Here is a 21795-nt window from a genome sequence, read left to right on the forward strand (position 1 = left end):
CATGTTTAATGAGGAAGTGGCTTACTATTTTGATGGTTCAATGGTGGGACTACTGAGCTGTGTTTTTCGTGCATTTCAATTTAAAGAATTGCAGGTCAGGCTCTGTCTGAATGATGCGGCTCAACATGGTTTATTTGCCGATAAAATTGAGATTTCAAATAACGAGGAACATGCCGAGCGTGTTTGGTCTGCGCTACAAAAAAAGCTTTCACCATCTTCATTAAAACAATTTTATTTTGCTTATCTATCTGAATCTTTAGATGCTTATCAGCATTTATTTAATTACTGTATTTATGTGTTTAGTAGTCATTCATCAGTAGAAAAAGATTATTCAAATCCTAGTGTTTTAGGGATTGCACAGTGGACAAAAAAGGTCGGACGAGAGAAGCATCGAATGGAGGCTTTTATTCGTTTTAAGAAAACCAAGGATGAGCTTTTTTTAAGTCTGGTTCGCCCCGATTTTAATGTTTTACCGCTTATTCAGCCGCATTTTAAACGGCGTTATCAAGATCAACGTTGGCTGATTTATGATGAGAAACGTAAGTTTGGAATTTATTATGATTTACGTGAAATACATGAAATTTCACTCGAAGCTTCTGAAGTTGACCGTAATTTAAAAAATGGCATGAGTCAAAGCTTTCAGCTTGAGCTAGATGAACAAGAAGTTTTATATGACCAGCTTTGGAAAGATTATTTTAATAGCGTTAATATTACTGAACGCCAGAATATAAAACTTCATGTGCAATATTTGCCGAAGCGCTATTGGCGTTATTTAAATGAAAAATTGTTGGAATATTAAAGTTTTAAAATAATAAAGATTATTTTCAATAAGCTTTCTTGTTGTTTAAAGATATAATTTAAATGCACTTTATGTGACTTTGGGCGTATACTTTTGCCCGTTATAAATAACGGCATATCCCCAAAGGTGTACTGTGAGTGTTATACAGCGAGAATGGTTACAGATTTTAAAGCCAAATTTTAAGGTTTTACCTTTAAAGGAACGGTTACTTTGCGGTATTGGAGCGTTGTGTGGTTTAGCAATTTCTTCCTTAATTAGCTGGTATGTTCTAGGTGGAATTAATGCTTGGTACATCGCCCCAATGGGCGCCTCATCTGTTCTATTGTTTGCTGTGCCGACTAGTCCCTTGGCTCAACCATGGAATGTGATTGTTGGTAATACCTTAGCTGGAATTATTGGTGTTGCCTGTGCACAGTGGATTCCTGATTTAACTACAGCTTTTAGTGTGGCAGTAGGTTTTGCCATATTTTTAATGATGACCACCGACTCTTTACATCCGCCGAGTGGCGCTGTCGCAATTACCGCGGTATTAGGTGGGGCGGCAATTCATAAATTAGGCTTTTATTTTATTTTTTATCCAGTTTTACTCAACTCGTTACTTTTACTTGGGTTTGCTGTTTTCTTTAATCGATTGATTGGGCGGCATTATCCAGTTACTGCTCATCTTAATGACCGTAGTAAAGACCCTACACCGACTCAAAAAGTATCTATTCAACCTAAAGACATTGAGTATGTATTAGGGCATCACACAGAATTACTAGATATTAGTCAGTACGATTTAGAGAAAATTATTTTAGAGGCTCAGGAACATGCCAATGAGCGCATGGTAAATCAATATATCTGTCAGGATATTATGAGCCGTGATGTTATAAAACTACATGAAGATGACGACATTCATCAGGCACTCGATAAATTTAAACAAGTGAACTTGATGAGCCTACCTGTAGTAAATGCAGAAAACCATTTGGTGGGAACTTTAGCGCTATATGAAGTTGTTGAATGGTTTAAGGGCGCAGCAGATCCAAGAAACTCTTGGCAGCACTATGTGAAACAAATTATGAGTTGTCGAGTGGTCACGGTACTGCCAACTCAACCTATTCAAGATTTGGTGCCATACTTTGTAGAAAAGTCTTTTAACTATATTCCTGTGGTTGAAGAGCGTAAGCTCGTAGGAATGATCAGCCGTGCAGATATGATTGCTGCATTACAGCAACAGTTAAATCAAAAGCTATAATTTTTTAGAATAAAAAAAAGCTACGGTTGATTAGGGGATGCAACCGTAGCGACCAAAATTATTAATTAACGTACTTGTTCTTCATTTACTGTTCGAACGGATTGTCGATAGCCTTCAATATGCTCTGGCTGTTTTTTCGGAATGACTAACCATAAAACCAGATAAACTAAAATTCCTGGAAAGGCCGCACTCATAACTGAGATGAAAACAAAAATGACACGTAGTAAAGTTACGTTCCAACCAAAACGTTCAGCAATACCACCCATTACACCGGCGATCATGCTGTGTCGGTTCGAGCGATATAAACCAGAACTGGCCATCTAATTCTCCTTAAAGATAAATAATTACAAGAAGCTATTGTGCTCTTGCTTAATAAAAATATGGAGGCGAAATAACGGGTTTAAAGTCCTCTCAAAAGTAAATTGGTTAAAATATGTAAAGGATTGGGATGAAGGAAACCAACATCAACTAAAATGCACCTTTTCAGGGCTTAAGGGTTTATTGCAGCAATTGGTTAATGCCTGAAATGAATATAAACATGGCGGTTGCTGTTATCTGTGAATAATGTATATGTCTTTGAAGCGGTCTAGTTTTTTAGTTAAGTATTTAGTTGTAGGGGCTATGATGTGCCTGACACTGAGTGCTTGCGATATAAACCATGCCAACTCAAAAGATCACTCTAGTGCCAGCTCTAATTCTACGAATGAAGAAAATCTAATAAAAAATAGTACATCTACAAAAACATTAGATTATGTTGCAGGACGTACTTTTTTACCCGAAGAAAATTTAGATCAAACCAAAAAGTTAAGCGGAACCTTATTGCAATATGTCGGGCGATATCACACCCGAATTTCATGTGAGGATGCTTTTGCTGATTGTGAGTCGGGCGAAGCAGAGTACATTTTAAATTTATTACCCAATGGATCGGCTTATTGGAATGTTATTCATTTTGGTCGCGTGGGAAGTAAAGATGGGGCTAAAAGTGCTGCTGTAAATGAATTGTGTCCTTCTTTAAATTGGAAGGTGGATGAAAAAGAGCATGAGTTAACCATTCAATGTCCTTTATCTAAAGTTAATTTTTATTTTAATTTTGATTCAAATAAAAGATTGGTTATGAATCTGGAAAAACTGTTTTATAGCGATTATGGTAAAAATCGTGAATTTTTAGAGCAAAACTATTTTGTTCCAAATCAGGCTTATGTATTAACTAAAGAATAAATATTACTTGAATAAAAAAGAGCGCAATATGAATTGCGCTCTTTTTGTTTCTCTATTTAAAAATCATTAGTAGTCGAAGCTAAAGTGTTCAACTGGTAATGATGTTAATGTGCGAGAGCTTGTCACCATCGACTCTGCATGACCTTGAGTACGAGGTAACATACGGTCAAAGTAGAAGTCTGCAACTTTGATTTTAGCTTTATAGAATTCAGGCGTTTCTGCACCATCACCTGCTTCAAGTTTTTCAGAAGCAATGACTGCTTGTTGCGCCCAGAAGTAAGCCATCATCACGTAACCAGAGAACATTAAAAAGTCTACAGAAGCAGAAGATACGATGTCGCGGTCTTTACGTGCAGCAAGCATGATACGAACAGTTAAAGTATTCCATTGAGCACAAAGCTTAGTTAAGTCCCAAGCAAAACGACGTAAGTATTTATTACGTGCGTGCGCAGCACAGAATTTTAAGATTTCAGCAGTGTAGTCACGAACCACTTTGCCTTTTGAGCTAAGCAATACTTTACGACCAATCAAGTCAAGTGCTTGAATGCCTGTTGTACCTTCATATAACGTTGAAATACGAGCATCACGAGCGATTTGTTCCATGCCCCATTCTTTGATGTAGCCGTGGCCGCCGTAAACTTGCATACCGTTATTTGCAGCTTCTAAACCAAGTTCAGTCAAGAAACCTTTTAAAATTGGGGTATAGAAACCAAGCTTGTCATCATAGTCTTCGTAAGCAGCTTGGTCGCCACGTGTTAATGCATCTGTCATTTTGTCTGCAAGTTTTGCAGCATGATAGATCATTGAACGACCACCTTCAGCAATTGCTTTTTGAGTCAACAATAGGCGGCGTACGTCAGCATGATGAATGATTGCGTCAGCAACTTTATCTGGATCTTTCTTACCAGAAAGCGCACGCATAGACATACGGTCTTTCGCATAAGGTAACGCACCTTGATAAGATAACTCAGCATGTGCAATACCTTGAACAGCAGTACCAATACGTGCTGTGTTCATGAAGGTAAACATTGCATGTAGGCCTTTGTTCACTTCACCGATTAAATAACCAGTTGCATTATCAAAGTTCAACACCGCAGTAGCAGAAGCTCGGATTCCCATTTTGTGTTCGATTGAACCACAAGCGACTGTATTACGCTCACCAACACCGCCATCAGCAGTAGGGATGAATTTAGGTACGATAAATAATGAAATACCACGAGTACCAGCAGGAGCATCTGGAAGACGTGCAAGTACGATGTGAATAATATTTTCAGTTAAGTCATGTTCACCGGCAGAAATGAAGATTTTTGTACCAGAGATTTTATAAGTGCCATCTGCTTGAGGTTCAGCTTTAGTTTTAACTTGTCCTAAGTCTGTACCACATTGAGGCTCGGTTAAGCACATTGTGCCGCTCCAAGTTCCTTCAACAAGTTTAGGCATATAGGTTTGTTTTTGCTCATCAGTACCGAATTGCAAGATAGTATTCATACAACCCGAACTTAAGCCAGGGTACATCGTAAATGACCAGTTTGCAGTACCCATCATTTCTGATTTAATCAGATTTAATGACATTGGTAGGCCTTGACCACCAAATTCTTCTGGATAAGAAAGACCTTGCCAACCGCCCATTACGAACTGGTCATAAGCTTCTTTAAAGCCTTTAGGTGTTCTCACTTCACCATTGTCAAAATGGCAACCTTCTTCATCACCAGGTTGGTTAAGTGGCGACAATACGTTTTCACAATAATCTGCCGCACCTTCAAGAATCATATCAACTGTATCTGGATCTGCATTTTCACCATTTGATAAAGTTTTATAGTGAGCAGGGTAATCTAATACTTCATTCATTAAGAAACGAATATCATGTAGCGGGGCTTTATATGCTGGCATGGCTTTAATCCTAATTTTGAATCATTGTGGGATTATCTGAATCGATGATTTGATTATTCACTCACCTGATAAAAATACAATGATAATCACATCCGAAAGAAATGTCAGAAAAGCGAATTTTGTCGAAAATAAATACACCCGAAAATACATTTTCTGCTACATTCAGGACTTATACTTTTATGTGAAAAAACAACTATTTTTTATTTTTAGCAAGTTTTGCTAAAAAGATAAAGCTTATAAGGTTTTAAAAAAGGTTATGCATTTAAAATATCTCAGTTTATGTTTATTTAGTTTGGGTTTGACCGCATGTGCGCAGCATAACCTACGTCCATCAGTGGCATCTGCCCACTTAGATCAAAAAGTCATTCAGGGTATGAATGCGATGTATGAATACCCAAGCTATGACTACCGCGGGCATTTTAAAGTTAATGTTGATCCAAATCAGCCTAAGAAAATCAGTACTGTAGAGAAAACGGCTCAGCTTGATGCTGGAGTGCAAAAAAAAGTAGATCAATATTTACGTGAACAAAAAACTAATTTGAATAAAAAACAGAAGCAGGCGCTTTATGCTGCAATTGCAAATGAGCAATCTGTTTCGGGTGTATCTGACGAATCATGTTCAGAAAAAGTAAATGCCGTATTAATTAATTTATTAAATGATCTCCAATTTAGTTACGATGGTTCAGTTCATTACCGTCAAAAAATGGGGTCGTTAAATCTCACTGCAAGATATGAGAAACCGACTTTATTGGTACAGGCAAAATTGCCAATGGTACTTGATCTGAAAGACTATAAATTTTACGTTAATTATTTCGGATTAATGCCTTATCTAGTAAATAAAGACAATCAAAATAACTTGGCGTATGTCGATTTTTCAAAGTATAAAAATCTGTTTACAAACGTCGATATGAAGAAGTTTGTTGAATATGCAAAAGCTTCTAGCGCGGTATCTTATCGTTTGGCTGAACCACAAAATTTACAGCGTTTACCCATTACCGATGCTGACCGTAAAGCCGGAATTGTAGAAAAAATTCGTTTAAAAGATACGGTCGAAGAGTTATTGCTGCAATCGAAACTCTATGGTCAAGTCAATGAAAAATATTTGCAAAAAAATGTTTTAGGATTTGATGATCAAAAGATTGCTGAATCTATAGCAACTGATCTTGCTGCTTCTGAAGCTAAGAAAAAGGCGACTGGTGCTGAGGGGCAGAAGGTTTCTTCTGAAGATGCAGCGGCTGTCAGTCAGCAACTTTATTCGCTTATTAATGCTCATTTTGGCAATACATTGGCTTCTGAGGAAGGTGATGAAGACCAAGCAAGTGCAGCTCAAGCAGAAGACGTTGCTGTGGCAGATGCTGAACCAACTGTACAAGATGCAGAAGTGGCTACACTTACAGAAGATCAGTGTGTTGAATTACAGTCTCTTAAGAAACCAGTTGCCTTAGGTGATATTAATTACTGTCAAATTTACGGTATTAATGTGCTTGATCAGAGCGCAGTAAATACCGAAAAAACTCAGATGAAAGCTCGTCAAGCTGCTCTAAAACAAACTTTTGCTGCTTATGATCAGAACCAGTTTGTGAATGATGATGCCTTTAAAGCTTTATGGTTAAAACATAAAGCCGAGATTGAACAAGCTTTACCAAAACAAAGAAATCCAATTACGATTGATGTTGGACTTGATGAAAAAGGCCGTTTAGTTAACGCAGATTACGATGTTGCCTATACACCAGCCGAGTTTAATCATCGCTTTAATATTAAAATGGACATGCAAATTTTAAATTATGGTAAAGCCACTTCAATTGACCAGCAGCAGCTTAAACAAGCTAAATCAGTTGCTGAAGCAAGCAAAGGTTCGCTATTTGAAAACTTTGTAAAAGGCTTTAGTGAAAAACTTGGGCAGAGTGATGTTTCTGAACATCCAGTTGGCTTACATAGCGATGTACAAGATTTAGATTCTAGTCTGGCGCTGTTGGCTAACCAAACTTATGATGCAACACGTGCCTATGACAAAACATATAAGGCTGTATTTATTGCAAAATTGACTGCCGAAAAACCGTCATATATTCATTATTATTCAGTTCAACAGTTGCAAGAAATTGCTGAAGTTTATGCTTACTGGTTCTCTGAAGAAGAAACTTATAATCCTCAAGGTAAGGCTTTAGAGCGTATTGAAGCATTGCAGAAAAAGCATCATCTTGAGCAAGAAGAGCAATTTGATAATGATTTAGGTCGTGCTGTGGACCATATTGTGATTACGACAATACAAGGTGAGGCAGGGCGTGAAGCATGGCAAAAATTACAGAAACAATATAAGCAGCCTGAGCAGCTTTTCTCGAAGCAATATCAATTAAAATTTGAACAACAAAATGGTGCTTCTGCTGAAGAAAAACAATTGTTGTCGCAAACAGCTGATATTTTAGGTAAGGCTTATGCTGCTGCGCGTAAACAGCAACTTACGGAAAAAACAATTCAGAATTTAAAACCTGAACATAATGAATTTATTGATTATGAGATTTTCCGAGATGTTTATAAGCAGATGGTTACAGCTAAAAAATAATAGATGAGATAAAAAAAGAACCTACTTAAAGTAGGTTCTTTTTTTGTTTTATAGAAAATCTTTTAATTCAGGTCTTACACCATTCCAGATATAGAAGGCTTCAATAGCCTGACCCACTAACATTCCAAAACCTTCTGAATATGGCACATTGCGTTGTTTAGCTTGCTCAAGGAAGCTGGATGGCTTGCCATAAGCCATTTCATAGGCATACTTGAACTCTAGATTTTCTGGTAATTGTAATGCATCACCTGAAAGGCTTGCAGAAGTTGCATTAATTACAATGTCAAAACTCCCTTCTAACTCACTTAGAGAAATTGCTTGTAATTGAGCTTGAGGAACTGCTGCTTTTAAGTCATCTACAAGTTGCTCTGCACGAACGAGAGTACGGTTTGCAATCACAATCTTCTTAGCACCAGCCTGTACCAGTGGATAAATAACACCACGAGTTGCACCCCCAGCTCCTAAAATTAAAATATTTGTATTTTCTAGGTTCCAGCCTAAGGCTTGAATTGCGGCCACTAAGCCTTGGCCATCAGTATTATCGCCATGCAATTTGCCATTCTGCATCCATAATGTATTCACCGCTTTCGCAATTTGAGCACGTTCGGTTAGCACATCACACAAAGCAAAAGCTTGTTCTTTAAATGGTACGGTAACGTTCATACCACTTCCACCATTTGCAAAGAAACTACGCATACTCGGTTCAAAACCATAAAGAGGGGCAAGACGTTTTTGATAGTCGAGATCGACACCTGTTTTTTGAGCGAAAGCATGATGCAATTCAGGAGAGCGTGATTGTTCGATTGGGTTGCCAATTACTGCAAACTGTTTGGTCATTCTTATATCCAAAATTTTAAAATGGCATGAAGCAGTTAAAAACGTGTGCTGAATATTCAGCAGGCCTCACTATAAGCCAAATTGGAATAAGAAAAAATATTTGAATGAGGTTCAGAAAAGTGAAAATAAAAAAGGAGATTCTCTAGGGTGGAAGCCAAAGAATCTCCAAAAAGCAAAAAATTAAGCAACTTTTTCTTTTAGATTTAACCAGTCACGTGGTTTTAGGTAATAGTCAGTTAAACGTTTCTCTGGGGAATCTTCATCCCATTCTGGACGATACGACCAACCTGCAAGGTTCGGTAGGCTGACTAAAATAGATTCGATACGTCCACCTGTTTGTAAGCCAAACAATGTTCCGCGGTCATATACTAAGTTATATTCGACATATCTACCGCGACGGTAAATTTGGAACTCACGTTGAGCTTCGGTGTAAGGCTGTTCACGATGTTTTTCAAAAATTGGCAGAATGGCATTTAAATAACCATTACCTACAGCTTGAATATATTTAAAGCAAGTTTCGAAATCCCAGCCATTGAGATCATCAAAAAATAAACCACCAACACCACGTTGTTCATCACGGTGTTTTAAATAGAAATAGTCATCACACCATTTTTTATGTTCAGCGTAGACATGGTCACCAAAAGGCTGGCATAGGTCATGTGCAGCTTGATGCCAATCGATAACATCTTGCTCATCTGGATAAAAAGGCGTTAAGTCAAAACCACCGCCAAACCACCAAATCGGATCTTGTCCTTCAGGTTCTGCAACGAATAAACGTACATTGGCATGAGAAGTCGGAATATTCGGATTTTTAGGGTGAATCACTAACGAAACGCCCAGTGCTTGAGCCTTAGCACCAGCAATTTGAGGGTGTCTTTCTGTAGCGGAAGCGGGCAGTTTACTAATGTTGATGTGAGAGAACATCACACCACCTTTTTCAATCACTGTACCATTTTGCAATACGCGTGAACGTCCACCGCCACCTTCAGGACGTTCCCAATCATCAATAATAAATTCACTCGTACCGCCACCAGCTTTTTCTTGTTGTTCTAAACCAGCACATATACGAGCTTGTAAATCGAGGAGAAATTCGCGGACACGTTGAATATCTGTGGAAGTCGGATGTTGCATAATGACCCTCAAAGATGATTGAGATAGGAGATAGGTACATCAAAACACAAAACCATAAAAAAAGTAAGGGATTTTTAAGAAATGTCTCAAAAATCCCTTGTGATTGCTTTCTTAATATTTATTTTTTTAAAAAATCATCTTTTTGGTAAAGGTGATCCATACGTTCACGTTTAGTTTTTAAATATTGTTCATTAAAAGGGTTACGTCCAACTGTTAATGGAACACGGTCAACAACATTAATTCCTTGATCTTTGAGTGCCTGAATTTTCAAAGGATTATTGGTAATTAATTTAACTTCTTTTACTTCTAAATGATCGAGCATGATGCTACACATGTCGTAACGACGTGCATCGGCAGGTAAATTTAAAAGTAAATTAGCATCTACGGTGTCATGACCTTGATCTTGTAAAGCATAGGCGCGAATTTTATTTGTAAGCCCAATACCACGACCTTCTTGACGTAAATATAAAATAACGCCTTGGCCTGCCTCGTTGATGAGCTTTTGAGTTGCCTGCAATTGAGGACCACAGTCGCATTTCAATGACGCAAACGCATCACCTGTTAAACATTCTGAATGTACACGAACCAAAACAGGGCCTGTAGGGGGATTTTCTAACCCTTTAGAAAGTGCCACATGTTCTTCACCTGATACTGGATCTTGAAACACAGAAATATTGAATTCACCAAAAGCGGTCGGGAGTTTTGATGTTGCAATGAACTCTATAGGCACAGATTAACTCATCTTTTAACCGAAAACGGTTTAAAGTATAGCGTAATGCTGGGAGATTGGTCGAATTGTCATAATCATTTTGCACACTAAGGTTTTCTTTTTTGTATAAAGATGACGATAATAGTTGATAAATAGTCAGATTATTCAGGATAATCTGCCAACCATACCCATGATGTATGAGAGACTGCTTTGCATGACCTCGTTCGCAAATGTGGCTGATTGAAGGTGACTTCATTCGATTGTATGATCGACCCATTTTGACCCAGCTTAGGATTTGCCAGGCTTATAAAGGCTTTGCCACATATGTTGTATACCGAAATTCCAACTCAACGCCCTGTTACGCCATTGTTAGATGCAATTGATCATCCTCAACAATTACGTCAGCTCGAGCATAGCCAATTGGTTCAAGTGGCTGATGAGTTGCGTCAATATATTTTATATGCAGCAGGCCAGAGTGGTGGCCATTTCGGTGCTAATCTCGGCGTGGTTGAGCTGACGGTTGCGCTGCATTATTGCTTTAATACACCAAATGACCGATTAGTTTGGGATGTGGGACATCAGGCGTATCCGCATAAAGTCCTGACAGGTCGTCGTGAGCAAATGACGACGATTCGTTCTAAGAATGGTTTAGCCGCATTTCCAGCCAGAGAAGAATCAGTTTTTGATACATTCGGCGTAGGACATTCATCAACAGCAATTTCAGCTGGTTTAGGAATGTCGTTAGCACGTCGCTATCAAAATGATCCATGTGAAGTCGTTTGTATTGTTGGTGATGGTGCAATGACAGCCGGTATGGCATTTGAAGCCATGAACGACGCTGTTGCACATGATGCTGATTTAATTGTTGTGCTGAATGACAATGACATGTCAATTTCTTGTAGCACAGGCGGTTTTGCTAAACATTTAGCTGCAATTTGGGAAAAAGGCCATTTAGTTAATGTAGATGAACATGGTGAGGCTTACATTCAGCCACATCCAAAATGGACCTATAACTCTCGTTTGCATCAATCGGCAACAGATGCGGCAGATAATTTATTTAAAGCAATTGGTTTTGATTATTTTGGCCCATTCGATGGCCATGACGTAAATCAACTGGCCCAAGTATTTAATGCTCTCAAGAAGCGTAAAGGACCACGTTTAGTCCACGTCTATACTAAAAAAGGTAAAGGTTTCACTCCAGCAGAAGCGGATCCGATTACCTACCATGCAATTAGCAAAATTAATGCAGTCTCGGCAGGCAAAACACCACCTAAATATTCTGATGTATTTGGGCAGTGGCTATGTGATGAAGCAGCACAAGATGAGCGTCTACTTGCGATCACACCAGCAATGTGTGAAGGCTCAGGCATGGTTCAGTTTGCTAAAGAATTTCCGCAGAGATTTTTTGATGTTGCGATTGCTGAACAGCATGCAGTAACACTTGCAGCAGGAATGGCTTGTGAAGGCTTAAAACCTGTTGTTGCGATCTATTCAACATTCTTGCAGCGTGGTTACGATCAGCTTATTCACGATGTTGCATTGCAAAACCTTGATGTGACTTTCGGAATTGACCGTGCAGGTTTGGTTGGTGAAGATGGTCCAACTCATGCAGGTGCATATGATTATGCATACATGCGTACAGTGCCAAACATGGTCATCATGGCACCAAAAGATGAAAATGAATGCCGTCAGATGCTTCATACAGCCTATGTCTATAATGGACCAGCGGCAGTACGTTACCCACGTGGTGCAGGTGTAGGTGTTGAAATTCAGCAAGAGTTGACTGCTATTGAGTTAGGAAAAGCTGAAATTGTTGCTGAAATTAAATCTGCTTGTGATGAGCAGATTACAATTTTGGCATTTGGTAGCCGCGTTATGGTTGCCATAGAAGCTGCTGAACAATTTGCACAAAAACATGATGTGGGTGTGCGTGTTGTAAATATGCGTTTTGTGAAACCACTTGATGAAAAAATTATTCGTGATTTGGCTGAGCACACACATTTATTTGTCACTGTTGAAGAGCATGCCATTATGGGTGGTGCGGGAAGTGCGGTAAATGAATTCATGGCTCAAGAACAAATTGTGAAACCTATCATTAATTTAGGCTTACCAGATTTGTTCTTACAACAGGCCTCACATGGACAAATGTTGCAAGACTGTGGTCTAGACGCTAAGGGTATTTTGAGCTCAATTGAGAAAGTTTGGATCAAGTTAAACCAGGTCGTTTAACCCTCAATAAAATTTTTGAAACATTTTCCCCCTAAAAGCGCATATATTTGCTAAAATATTTGCGCTTTTATGCATTATTCTTTGTCAAAATCTTCAAATTTGTCTAGTGGGTGTTCAATGGAACCTATGGTGGTTATGGCTGCGCGTGCGGCTCAAACAGTTGGTCAAGAGCTTTTAAAAGCGCATCAAAATCGTCATAAACTCGATTTACAAGTTGAAGAGAAAGGCATTGATGGCCCAGTAACACGTGTAGATCGTTATTTAGAACAGTTAGCGATTGATACGTTACGTAAAAGTTATAAAAACCATAGCTTCTTAGGTGAAGAGTTTGGTTTACAAGAAGGCAAAGGCCATGATGCAGAGTGGTGCTGGGTAATTGACCCGCTTGATGGCACACAAAACTTTATTAATGGTTTCCCTCATTTCTGTATTTCTATTGCAGTTCAGCATAAAGGTGTTACTCAACACGGCGTAATCTACGATCCAGTACGTGATGAGTTATTCTCTGCAAGCCGTGGTCGCGGTGCAGTTATGAATCAACGCCGTATTCGTGTAAATGTAAAAGATAGTTTAGAAAATACATTCTTAGCAGTAGGCCATCCTTACCGTGCTAAACGTGCTGGTGAAATCGTATCTTATGCAGAACAGCATTTCGCATCATTATTAGCTGTTACTGAAGCAGGCGCACAAATTCGTCGTGGTGGTTCCGCTGCTCTAGATTTAGCGTATGTAGCCGCAGGTCGTTTCGATGGCTTCTTTGAGCTTGGTTTAAAGCCATGGGATATTGCTGCTGGTGAACTTATTCTTAAAGAAGCGGGCGGTGTAGTTGTTGACGCACGTGGTGGTAATAATTCACTTGAAAATGGTCAAGTACTCGCATGTTCGCTTAAATTACTAAAACCTTTAATGCAAACAGTTGTTCCAGCTTGGGATAAAGCTGCAAAATAATTTGGTTCATTATTAATAAAACCCTCTGTAATCAGAGGGTTTTATGTTTTAAATAAAGATTAAAATTAAGTTAATCCAAGAAATATGCATAAAGTTGATTAAAACAGGTGACTTTTAAATTATTTCTGCTATAATCCGCCAACGCACTTAAATTTCCGTTCATTACCTGAACATTCTGTTCTATTCATTGTAAGCGCACGCTGTCCATAGAGAGGACCATTACTTGCGCCCCAATCGCTCAGCGATTCTTCAGGTTCGGCCGTAATCAAGCGTGCGTTTAGTCCACATCGTCGTTACTCGGATTGCTGCTGAAAAAACGTTTCAGCTAATTTTGCTTTGCCGCTTTTTGCCGATGTCTATTTTTTTGTATTTATTAAAAATGGAGCACCCACAAGGGTGAAACTCTCTATGAGCAAAACTTTTGCCGAATTTTCTTTGCATGAAACCTTACAACAAGCGCTTGAAGGTTTAGGTTTTACTGCCCCGACTCCTGTGCAAGAACAAGCAATTCCTGCTGCTTTAGAAGGTAAAGACCTTCTCGTATCAAGCCAAACTGGCTCTGGTAAAACTGCTGCATTCTTACTCCCAACATTAAATGCTTTAGCTGGTCAAGAGACTGTTGTACCGTTCAAAGACCGTATGAAAGCAGTAACTCAACCGAATATCTTGGTAATTTCACCAACTCGTGAATTGGCTCAGCAAGTAAGTCAAGATGCAATTGCATTTGTACGTCACATGAAAGGTGTTCGTATTGCTGCCATTATGGGTGGTATGCCATTTGCAAAACAAATTCAACAATTAAAAGGCGCGCAAGTTGTTGTTGCAACACCTGGTCGTTTACTTGACTTGGTAAATCGTCGTCAAATTAAATTAGATCAAGTAGATGCTTTAATCGTTGATGAAGCGGACCGTATGCTTGACCTAGGTTTCTCTGAAGACTTAGAAGCAATTAGCGAATTAGCGGCTAACCGTAAACAAACATTAATGTTCTCTGCAACATTTGCTGACCGTATTATTCGTCTTGCATCATGCATGATGAAAGATCCTATGCGTATCGCAATTGAAACAGGTCATTCAACCAATACTGATATTACACAAACATTGCATTGGACTGATGGCTTCGAACATAAGAAAAAATTACTTACCCATTGGTTAAGTGATGAAAACTTAGATCAAGCTGTTGTTTTTGCTAGTACGCAAGAAGATACAGATATGTTGGCAGAAGAACTTGCTGAAGCAGGTCATTCTGTAGTTGCACTTCATGGTGCAATGCCACAAACAGTTCGTAACCGTCGTTTACGTAGTATTCGTGAAGGTCGTGCAAAAATCTTAGTTGCAACTGACGTTGCTGCTCGTGGTCTTGACGTTCCGACAATCTCTCACGTAATTAACTTCGGTCTTCCGATGAAGCATGAAGATTATGTACACCGTATTGGTCGTACTGGTCGTGCTGGTCGTACTGGTCAAGCAATTACTTTAGCGACTTATCGTGAACGCGGTAAGATTCGTGCACTTGAAGAATATTTAGAAGCGCGTTTAAGTGTTTCTGAAATTGAAGGCTTAGAGCCATCTCCACCTCCTGCTCGTTCAGGTCGTGATGGCGGTGGTCGTGGTCGTGGCGGTAATGGCGGTAGCCGTGATGGTCGTCGTGGTGGCGGCGGTTTCGGTGGCGGTCGTCGTTTTGAAGGCGAAAGCAACTTCAAACGCCGTGAAGGTGGTCGTGATGACCGTCCACGTCGTAGCTTCGATGATAAACCACGTGGTGAGCGTCCAGCATTTGGTGGTGAAGATCGTCCACGTCGCGAGTTCAATTCAGACCGTCCACGTCGTGAAGGTGGTTTTGAAGATCGTCCACGTCGTGAGTTCGGTTCAGATCGTCCGCGTCGCGAAGGTGGTTTCAATGATAAACCGCGTTTTGACTCGAATGATGACAACCGTGGTAATCGCGTAGATTATAAACCACGTCGCGAAAGTGGTTTTGGTGACCGTCCAAAACGTAGCTTCGGTGGTGAAGATCGTCCGCGTCGTAGTTTTGATGACAAGCCACGTGGCGAGCGTCCAGCGTTTGGTGGTGAAGATCGTCCACGTCGTAGTTTTGATGACAAACCACGTGGTGAACGTCCAGCGTTCGGTGGTGAAGAGCGTCCGCGTCGCGAGTTCAACTCAGATCGTCCACGTCGTGAAGGCGGTTTCAGTGATAAGCCACGTCGTAGCTTCGATGATAAACCACGTGGTGAACGTCCAGCGTTCGGTGGTGAAGATCGTCCAAAACGTAGCTTTGGTGGTGAAGATCGTCCGCGTCGTAGTTTTGATGATAAACCGCCGCGTCGTAAGTTCGACCGCTAATCAATATTTAGTTTGAAAAAAAAGGCCAGTAAAAATACTGGCCTTTTTTATTTTTCAGTTTTGTTATAAACTAACAAAATGTGAATTGGTTCAATTTTTTATTAAATAATGCGTAAAAGTAAGCGAAAAGAGACAATAATGGCACAGTTGAAGAACCTTCTGGTTCAGCATGGGTTGCCTTATCTTTTTATTGCACTCGTTTTGTGTAATGGGGTTTACTTCGCCTACGCTTTTATAAATGGAAGTTCTGTTGAGCAATTCCAAGCTTCTGAATTGACCTCTTTTTACGAACATACTTCTTCGACTTCTCTCAAGTAAGTTAGCTTTGCTTTTGTCAAAATTACAACAAGTTTGCTAATTTTCAGTGTTATAGTATGCGTGCATAAAAGTGCAGGAACGATTGCCATTATGAATAATAAAACTCCTCTCTCGACTCAACCGCTTATTGAAGTGAAGAACTTGAGTTTTAATCGAGGGGAACGCGTCATTTATGACAATATTAGTTTAAATATACGTCGAGGCCAGATTACGGCCATTATGGGACCTTCTGGTACAGGTAAAACAACTTTATTACGTCTGATTGGTGGACAGTTAGTTCCAGATCAGGGGGAAGTTTTACTCGACGCTAAAGATATTGCCAAAATGTCTCGTCAGGAACTTTTTTCCGCTCGTGCACGTATGGGAATGTTATTTCAGAGTGGAGCTCTATTTACGGATATGTCCGTTTATGAAAATGTGGCGTTTCCAATCCGAGCGCACACAAAGCTTCCCGAAAATCTCATTGCTGAACTGGTTGCATTAAAACTTGAATCGGTGGGTTTGCGTGGTTCTGAACAATTAATGCCGACAGAACTTTCAGGTGGTATGAATCGTCGTGTAGCATTGGCTCGCGCGATTGCACTTGATCCCGATTTAATCATGTACGATGAACCTTTTGCTGGTCAAGACCCAATTGTGAAAGGTGTTTTGACACGTTTAATTCGTTCACTACGTGAAGCGTTAGATTTAACAACAATTATTGTTTCACATGATGTTGCAGAAACATTATCGATTGCTGACTACATCTATGTGGTAGCTGAAGGAAAAATTCAGGGAGAGGGTACACCTGAAGAGTTGCAAAAACATGCTTCTCCATTTGTACACCAATTCTTAACAGGTTCGGCAGAAGGACCAGTTGAATACCAGTTTAGTCATCTAGCTTATTTAAATAACGAGGTTCGTCCATGAATACGATTGCCTGGTTAGGTAGACTCGTTATTGAGCGGATTCGAGGCATTGGTGCTGCTGCACATATGCTCTTGCAGATTATTTTTTCACTTCCTAGCAAGGGTGGTTTTGGTCGTTTTGGTTACCAAATGCACCGCGTAGGTGTGATGTCCTTACTTATTATTACCGTTTCTGGTTTGTTTATTGGTGCGGTTCTTGGCTTGCAGATGTATAGCATTTTGGTCACTTTCGGTGCTGAGTCGATGTTGGGTACAGCGATTTCGTTAACACTACTCCGTGAGCTTGCTTCTGTGGTTGCTGCATTGCTATTTGCAGGACGAGCAGGTTCTGCATTGACTGCCGAAATTGGTTCAATGAAGCAAAGCGAACAGCTTGCCAGTATGGAAATGATTGGTGTTGACCCATTAAAACAAATCGTATCACCACGTCTTTGGGCAGGTATTGTCAGTTTGCCAATGTTAACTGTGATATTTGCCGCCATTGGGATTATTGGTGGCAAGATGGTCGGTGTTGACTTTTTAGGTGCTGATGAAGGCTCCTTCTGGAGTGGCATGCAAAATACAGTGCGTTTCGGGCATGACATTATCAATGGCACGATTATTAAAAGTATTGTTTTTGCTTTGATTTGTACATGGGTCGCTGTTTATCAAGGCTATGCTTGTGATCCGACACCAGAAGGCATTGCAACGGCAATGACCCGGACGGTTGTGTATTCTTCATTATGTGTTTTAGGTTTTGATTTCGTGTTGACTGCGGTCATGTTCGGAGGGATTTAATGAAATCACGTAGTAGTGAACTGGCCGTTGGTATCTTTGTTATTATCTTCGGTATTGCATTGTTTTTCTTAGCAATGAAAGTTAGTGGGCTTGTTGGTACGAACTTAAGTGATAGTTATACCATGAAGGCTCAATTTGATAACGTCAATGGGCTAAAGCCCCGTGCTAAAGTGACAATGAGTGGTGTTACAATTGGTCGTGTTGATTCAATTACGCTTGATCCGGTTACGCGTTTGGCTACCGTAACATTTGGTTTAGATGGAAAATTGACAAGTTTCAATCCTGAACAATTAAAAGAAGTTCAGAAGAATGCGTTGGAAGAGTTGCGTTATAGCTCAGATTATACTCAAGCTTCTCCAGAGCAACAAAAAGCAATGGAACAGCAACTGACCAGTAACATGACCTCCATCACAAGTATTGATGAAGATGCTTATATAATGGTAGCAACCAATGGTTTGTTGGGTGAAAAATATTTGAAAGTTGTACCTGGTGGTGGTGTGAATTACTTGAAACGAGGTGACACGATTTCAAACACTCAAGGAACTATGGATTTAGAAGATTTAATTAGTAAATTTATTACTGGTGGTGGGGCTGGTAAAGTTGCTGCCGGTTCAGGCTCAACAGAAGCGAGTGCTCCTGCAAGCACTGATAAAGATAGTGCACAAGCCTCATTTGTTGAGTAAAAGATTATTTGAAGGAGTGGTTCCTGGTGAATACGTTGTTTAAACAAACCCTGACAGCAAGTTTTTTGTCTACCATGATTGCAGGTACAGCATTTGCTGCACCTTCAGAAGCACCACCTGATTTTATCAAGCGTGTTGCTGATGGTTTGATTACTCGTTTGAAAGCTGATCATGCAAAATTGCAAAATAATCCAGCATTAGTGAAGAGTATCGTACGTCAGAATTTAGACCCGTATGTTGATTCACAAGCATTTACTCGTATTGTAATGGGTACTTATGCAACAAATCAGTATAGTACAGCGGCACAGCGTGCTCAGTTCGAAACTAACTTCCGTAATACGTTAATTGAAAATTACGGTAGTGCATTTGCTAAATATACGAACCAAAGCTATACCATGCGCCCTTACAAGGCAACAGCGGGTAAAAACCCAGTAGTGACATTGGACTTCAGTCATAACGGCGACAAAATTCCGGTATCTTTCCAGTTAGCTGATAAAGGTACACAGTGGAAAATCCGTAATATCAATGTTTCTGGTATTGATTTGGGATTACAGTTCCGTAATCAGTTTGCTGCAACCGTGAAACGTAATGGCGGCGATTTGAATAAAGCAATTGCAACCTTCCAACCGGATGCAGACGCTGCTGTTAATCAGAACAAACAAAAATAGTAGGTGAAGAGTGGTTCAGTATCTCAACCAACAATTGGTTGTTTCGGGAAAAATTGATTTTGAAAATGCGGAACAACAGTATCAAGTAGGTTTAGCTATCATCAAGAAGCAGCAAAGCTTTCCTCTGGTGGTAGATTTAACAGAGCTTGAGCATGGTAGTACCTTGGCGTTGGCTGTTTTAGTTCAATGGTTACGAGTGACTCCACAAAAGGCTGGTTTGCATTTTAAAAATGTACCCGAAAAAATGCTGAAGATCATTCAAGCCTGCCATTTGCAGGAAGATCTACATTTGATCTGATGTTCTAGATGTAAAAAAGCACCTATATTTAGGTGCTTTTTTATGCTTTGGACTAGCATTTTATTACAAAGCTTAAATCCATTTTTTCCAGCGGAAATAAATAATAGGGCCAATAAAGAAACCGATAATAATCAGTAAAACGATGATGAAACTAGTCGTACCATGGGCAAAAGGAAGTACATCTGTGTTCATCCCATAGATGCTGGCAATAAGCATCGGAGGAGCTAACATACTTGGTAAGATCGAGAATCGACGGATCGTGTCATTCTGTTCGGTATTAATGAATCCAGACGTTGTATCAAGCAAGAATCGTACTTTTTGGAATAAGAAAGCATCATGTTCTACGAGTGAGCGGACATCTTCACTCAATTCTCGAATATCAGCATCGTAAATATGACTGCCTAATGCTCGAGGACGTGATAAAAAAGTAAGTACACGTCGTAAATCAATTAAACAGAGCTGAGCTTTTCCTAGCATGTCTTCTTGTTGAGCTAGGCGCGTAATCATGTCATCTAGATCTAGAATTTGTTCACGTTGGTGATTGTTAAGAACCTCTGTCGAGTATTTTTCTAAATCTTTGTGGATATCTTCTAAGATATCCGCAAGCTCATCGAGTTTTGCTTCAAGAAGACCTAATAAAATCCACGTTGGATCTTTATAGTCCATGTCGTAGTCATTTCGACGAGCACGCGCACGAAAGGCACGGAACGCAACTAATTTTTCTCCCCGCATCGTAAAGAGACGGTCTTTATGTAAAATAAATGCGACCGTTTGTACCATCGCCAAAATGTGTGATGAATCTTCTGCATCACCATCCACTTGATAGTTTTTATTTTTCGTTAAAAAATAAGTACTGATATGCAAAATACCATCATCATCACGGTAGAATCGTGCTGAGGATGAAATATCTTCCAGCGATTTTAGTGTGGGTAAATTTTGGTCATAGGCATCTAGTACCCATTGTTGCTCTTCTTGCGAGGGTGCAATAAGATCAAGCCAGACTAATTCGGGATGTAGATCAAATCCACCATTGATGGTGGCATCTTCCAGACTTCCGCGTTCTGTGGCATAAAAGGCTTCAAGCATGTGTCTTTTTTCCTCACGCAGTCTGATGGAAATGGATGGGTGTATTTTAGACAAGGATTTGCCGAAAAACACTTGCCAATACGCTATTTTGCAAAAAAAAACTCTATCGATAGTTTAGTTTGTCAGCATGACAGTTCAATAAAACGGTTTTTTACACTATGAATTCAATTTGTATTTTCTGTGGTTCATCTCTTGGTTCAAACCCAATTTTCCAACAAATTGCCAAAATTACTGGTGAGGCTATTGCAAAACAAGGTAAGACCTTAGTTTATGGCGGCGGCCGCTCAGGCTTAATGGGCGTTGTCGCTGATAGTGCCTTGCAGGCAGGTGGACAAGTCATTGGCGTGATTCCTCGTGCTTTGGTCGATCGTGAGTTAGCTCATCCGGGCTTAACCAAATTATATGTGGTCGAAAATATGCATGAGCGTAAAACCAAAATGGCGGATCTCTCCGATGGTTTTATTGCTTTACCTGGTGGTGCGGGTACATTGGAAGAAATCTTTGAACAATGGACATGGGCGCAATTAGGTATTCATCAAAAGCCATGTGCTTTCTTAAATGTAGCTGGCTTTTATGAAGATTTACTTAAAATGATTCAAGGAACGGTAGATAATGGATTTAGCCAAGCACGGTTCGTTGATAAATTGATCGCATCAGACAAAATTGAAGATATTCTTCAACAATTTGAGCAATATCAGCCTCCTGCTCCAAAATGGACAAATGCAGATGTTCAACCATAGACGAGGTTAAATAAGTGAAAACAATTACGGTCGCTGCTGCAGTGATCTTGAACGAGCAAAATCAGTTGTTGCTCGTGAGAAAGCGTAACACCCATGCTTTTATGCAAGTGGGTGGCAAGCTGGAACCTAATGAAGCGCCAGATGTCACAATGCAGCGAGAAATTTTAGAAGAAGTGGGAAGTTCTTGTGTAATTGAGCAGTTTCTTGGTCGTTTCGAAACGGCAGCTGCCAATGAACCAGATCATATTCTGGTCAGTCATTTATATCTTGTTCAGCTCAATCAGGCGCCTAAAATCGCAGCCGAAATTGCAGAAATGAAATGGGTTGATTTAAATGATTCTGAAACGCACCTTGCACCATTAACCCGTGAAATTGTTATTCCTTGGTGTGAGCAGCATTTATCTACAGTTTAATCG

At 39.8% G+C, this 21795-nt stretch carries 21 protein-coding genes; 15 read left to right on the forward strand and 6 right to left on the reverse strand.

The features are described from left to right. Nucleotide 1 precedes the first annotated feature (1 nt). Nucleotides 2–799 carry a TIGR03915 family putative DNA repair protein gene (locus tag F886_RS02830; RefSeq protein ID WP_005301151.1) on the forward strand — a complete coding sequence of 266 codons (798 nt, stop codon included), beginning with the start codon at nt 2–4 and terminating at the stop codon, nt 797–799. 133 nt (nt 800–932) lie between these two features. Then, a complete protein-coding gene (locus F886_RS02835) occupies nt 933–2033 on the forward strand; it encodes an HPP family protein (protein ID WP_005301153.1) in 1101 nt (366 codons plus the stop codon). A gap of 65 nt (nt 2034–2098) precedes the next feature. Here the strand turns inward: F886_RS02835 and F886_RS02840 are convergent, their stop codons facing one another. After that, nucleotides 2099–2353: a PspC domain-containing protein gene (locus F886_RS02840; RefSeq protein ID WP_005301156.1), complete on the reverse strand. Its 255-nt coding sequence runs from the start codon at nt 2351–2353 to the stop codon at nt 2099–2101. A 250-nt stretch (nt 2354–2603) separates the two neighbouring features. Here F886_RS02840 and F886_RS02845 point away from each other — a divergent pair, with 250 nt between their 5' ends. Then, a complete protein-coding gene (locus F886_RS02845; protein ID WP_081402061.1) occupies nt 2604–3251 on the forward strand; it encodes a hypothetical protein in 648 nt (215 codons plus the stop codon). A gap of 66 nt (nt 3252–3317) precedes the next feature. Here F886_RS02845 and F886_RS02850 read toward each other — a convergent pair whose 3' ends face one another. Further along, nucleotides 3318–5141 carry an acyl-CoA dehydrogenase C-terminal domain-containing protein gene (locus F886_RS02850; protein WP_005301163.1) on the reverse strand — a complete coding sequence of 608 codons (1824 nt, stop codon included), beginning with the start codon at nt 5139–5141 and terminating at the stop codon, nt 3318–3320. 256 nt (nt 5142–5397) lie between these two features. Between F886_RS02850 and F886_RS02855 the strand changes: the two genes are divergently transcribed. Further along, a complete protein-coding gene (locus F886_RS02855; RefSeq protein WP_005301166.1) occupies nt 5398–7701 on the forward strand; it encodes a hypothetical protein in 2304 nt (767 codons plus the stop codon). Between the two features lie 48 nt (nt 7702–7749). On the opposite strand, the gene aroE is transcribed toward F886_RS02855, so the two are convergent. The 3 genes from aroE to ribA all read right to left on the reverse strand — a co-directional run bounded on the left by aroE (nt 7750) and on the right by ribA (nt 10399). Beyond that, nucleotides 7750–8538 carry a shikimate dehydrogenase gene (gene aroE / locus F886_RS02860; protein WP_005301168.1) on the reverse strand — a complete coding sequence of 263 codons (789 nt, stop codon included), beginning with the start codon at nt 8536–8538 and terminating at the stop codon, nt 7750–7752. A 180-nt stretch (nt 8539–8718) separates the two neighbouring features. Next, complete coding sequence (hemF, locus tag F886_RS02865; RefSeq protein WP_005301171.1) at nt 8719–9669, reverse strand: oxygen-dependent coproporphyrinogen oxidase; 951 nt, start codon at nt 9667–9669, stop codon at nt 8719–8721. Between the two features lie 118 nt (nt 9670–9787). Further along, nucleotides 9788–10399, reverse strand: coding sequence for a GTP cyclohydrolase II (ribA, locus tag F886_RS02870; RefSeq protein WP_005301174.1), 612 nt, complete (start codon nt 10397–10399; stop codon nt 9788–9790). A 303-nt stretch (nt 10400–10702) separates the two neighbouring features. Between ribA and dxs the strand changes: the two genes are divergently transcribed. The 9 genes from dxs to F886_RS02910 all read left to right on the forward strand — a co-directional run bounded on the left by dxs (nt 10703) and on the right by F886_RS02910 (nt 19553). Then, nucleotides 10703–12607: a 1-deoxy-D-xylulose-5-phosphate synthase gene (dxs, locus tag F886_RS02875; protein ID WP_005301177.1), complete on the forward strand. Its 1905-nt coding sequence runs from the start codon at nt 10703–10705 to the stop codon at nt 12605–12607. Between the two features lie 117 nt (nt 12608–12724). Next, nucleotides 12725–13555 (forward strand): inositol monophosphatase family protein, encoded by an 831-nt coding sequence (locus F886_RS02880; protein WP_004789677.1) that lies wholly within the window; start codon nt 12725–12727, stop codon nt 13553–13555. Between the two features lie 408 nt (nt 13556–13963). After that, on the forward strand, nt 13964–15901 hold the full coding sequence (locus tag F886_RS02885) for a DEAD/DEAH box helicase (RefSeq protein WP_005301181.1): 1938 nt from the start codon (nt 13964–13966) through the stop codon (nt 15899–15901). Between the two features lie 108 nt (nt 15902–16009). After that, the gene (locus tag F886_RS19580; protein WP_081402062.1) at nt 16010–16219 is read left to right on the forward strand and encodes a hypothetical protein; all 210 of its coding nucleotides are present in this window, start codon (nt 16010–16012) and stop codon (nt 16217–16219) included. Between the two features lie 90 nt (nt 16220–16309). Then, nucleotides 16310–17128, forward strand: a complete 819-nt coding sequence (locus F886_RS02890; RefSeq protein ID WP_005301184.1) for an ABC transporter ATP-binding protein — start codon at nt 16310–16312, stop codon at nt 17126–17128. Next, complete coding sequence (gene mlaE / locus F886_RS02895) at nt 17125–17904, forward strand: lipid asymmetry maintenance ABC transporter permease subunit MlaE (protein WP_005301186.1); 780 nt, start codon at nt 17125–17127, stop codon at nt 17902–17904. Before F886_RS02890 ends, mlaE begins: the two co-directional genes overlap by 4 nt. Next, nucleotides 17904–18587: an outer membrane lipid asymmetry maintenance protein MlaD gene (locus F886_RS02900; protein WP_005301188.1), complete on the forward strand. Its 684-nt coding sequence runs from the start codon at nt 17904–17906 to the stop codon at nt 18585–18587. The genes mlaE and F886_RS02900 overlap by 1 nt, the downstream gene beginning before the upstream one ends. A 26-nt stretch (nt 18588–18613) precedes the next feature. Beyond that, nucleotides 18614–19255, forward strand: coding sequence for an MlaC/ttg2D family ABC transporter substrate-binding protein (locus F886_RS02905; RefSeq protein WP_005301191.1), 642 nt, complete (start codon nt 18614–18616; stop codon nt 19253–19255). A 10-nt stretch (nt 19256–19265) separates the two neighbouring features. Then, complete coding sequence (locus tag F886_RS02910; protein WP_005301196.1) at nt 19266–19553, forward strand: STAS domain-containing protein; 288 nt, start codon at nt 19266–19268, stop codon at nt 19551–19553. Between the two features lie 72 nt (nt 19554–19625). On the opposite strand, the gene F886_RS02915 is transcribed toward F886_RS02910, so the two are convergent. Then, nucleotides 19626–20639 carry a CorA family divalent cation transporter gene (locus tag F886_RS02915; RefSeq protein WP_004789661.1) on the reverse strand — a complete coding sequence of 338 codons (1014 nt, stop codon included), beginning with the start codon at nt 20637–20639 and terminating at the stop codon, nt 19626–19628. A gap of 158 nt (nt 20640–20797) precedes the next feature. On the opposite strand from F886_RS02915, the gene F886_RS02920 reads away from it, so the two are divergent. Both F886_RS02920 and F886_RS02925 read left to right on the forward strand, forming a co-directional pair. After that, a complete protein-coding gene (locus F886_RS02920) occupies nt 20798–21379 on the forward strand; it encodes an LOG family protein (RefSeq protein ID WP_005301199.1) in 582 nt (193 codons plus the stop codon). Between the two features lie 14 nt (nt 21380–21393). Then, nucleotides 21394–21792: an NUDIX hydrolase gene (locus F886_RS02925; RefSeq protein ID WP_005301201.1), complete on the forward strand. Its 399-nt coding sequence runs from the start codon at nt 21394–21396 to the stop codon at nt 21790–21792. The last annotated feature ends 3 nt before the right edge of the window (nt 21793–21795 follow it).

The organism is Acinetobacter sp. NIPH 542, from assembly GCF_000369825.1.
GTDB classification, from domain to species: domain Bacteria; phylum Pseudomonadota; class Gammaproteobacteria; order Pseudomonadales; family Moraxellaceae; genus Acinetobacter; species Acinetobacter oleivorans.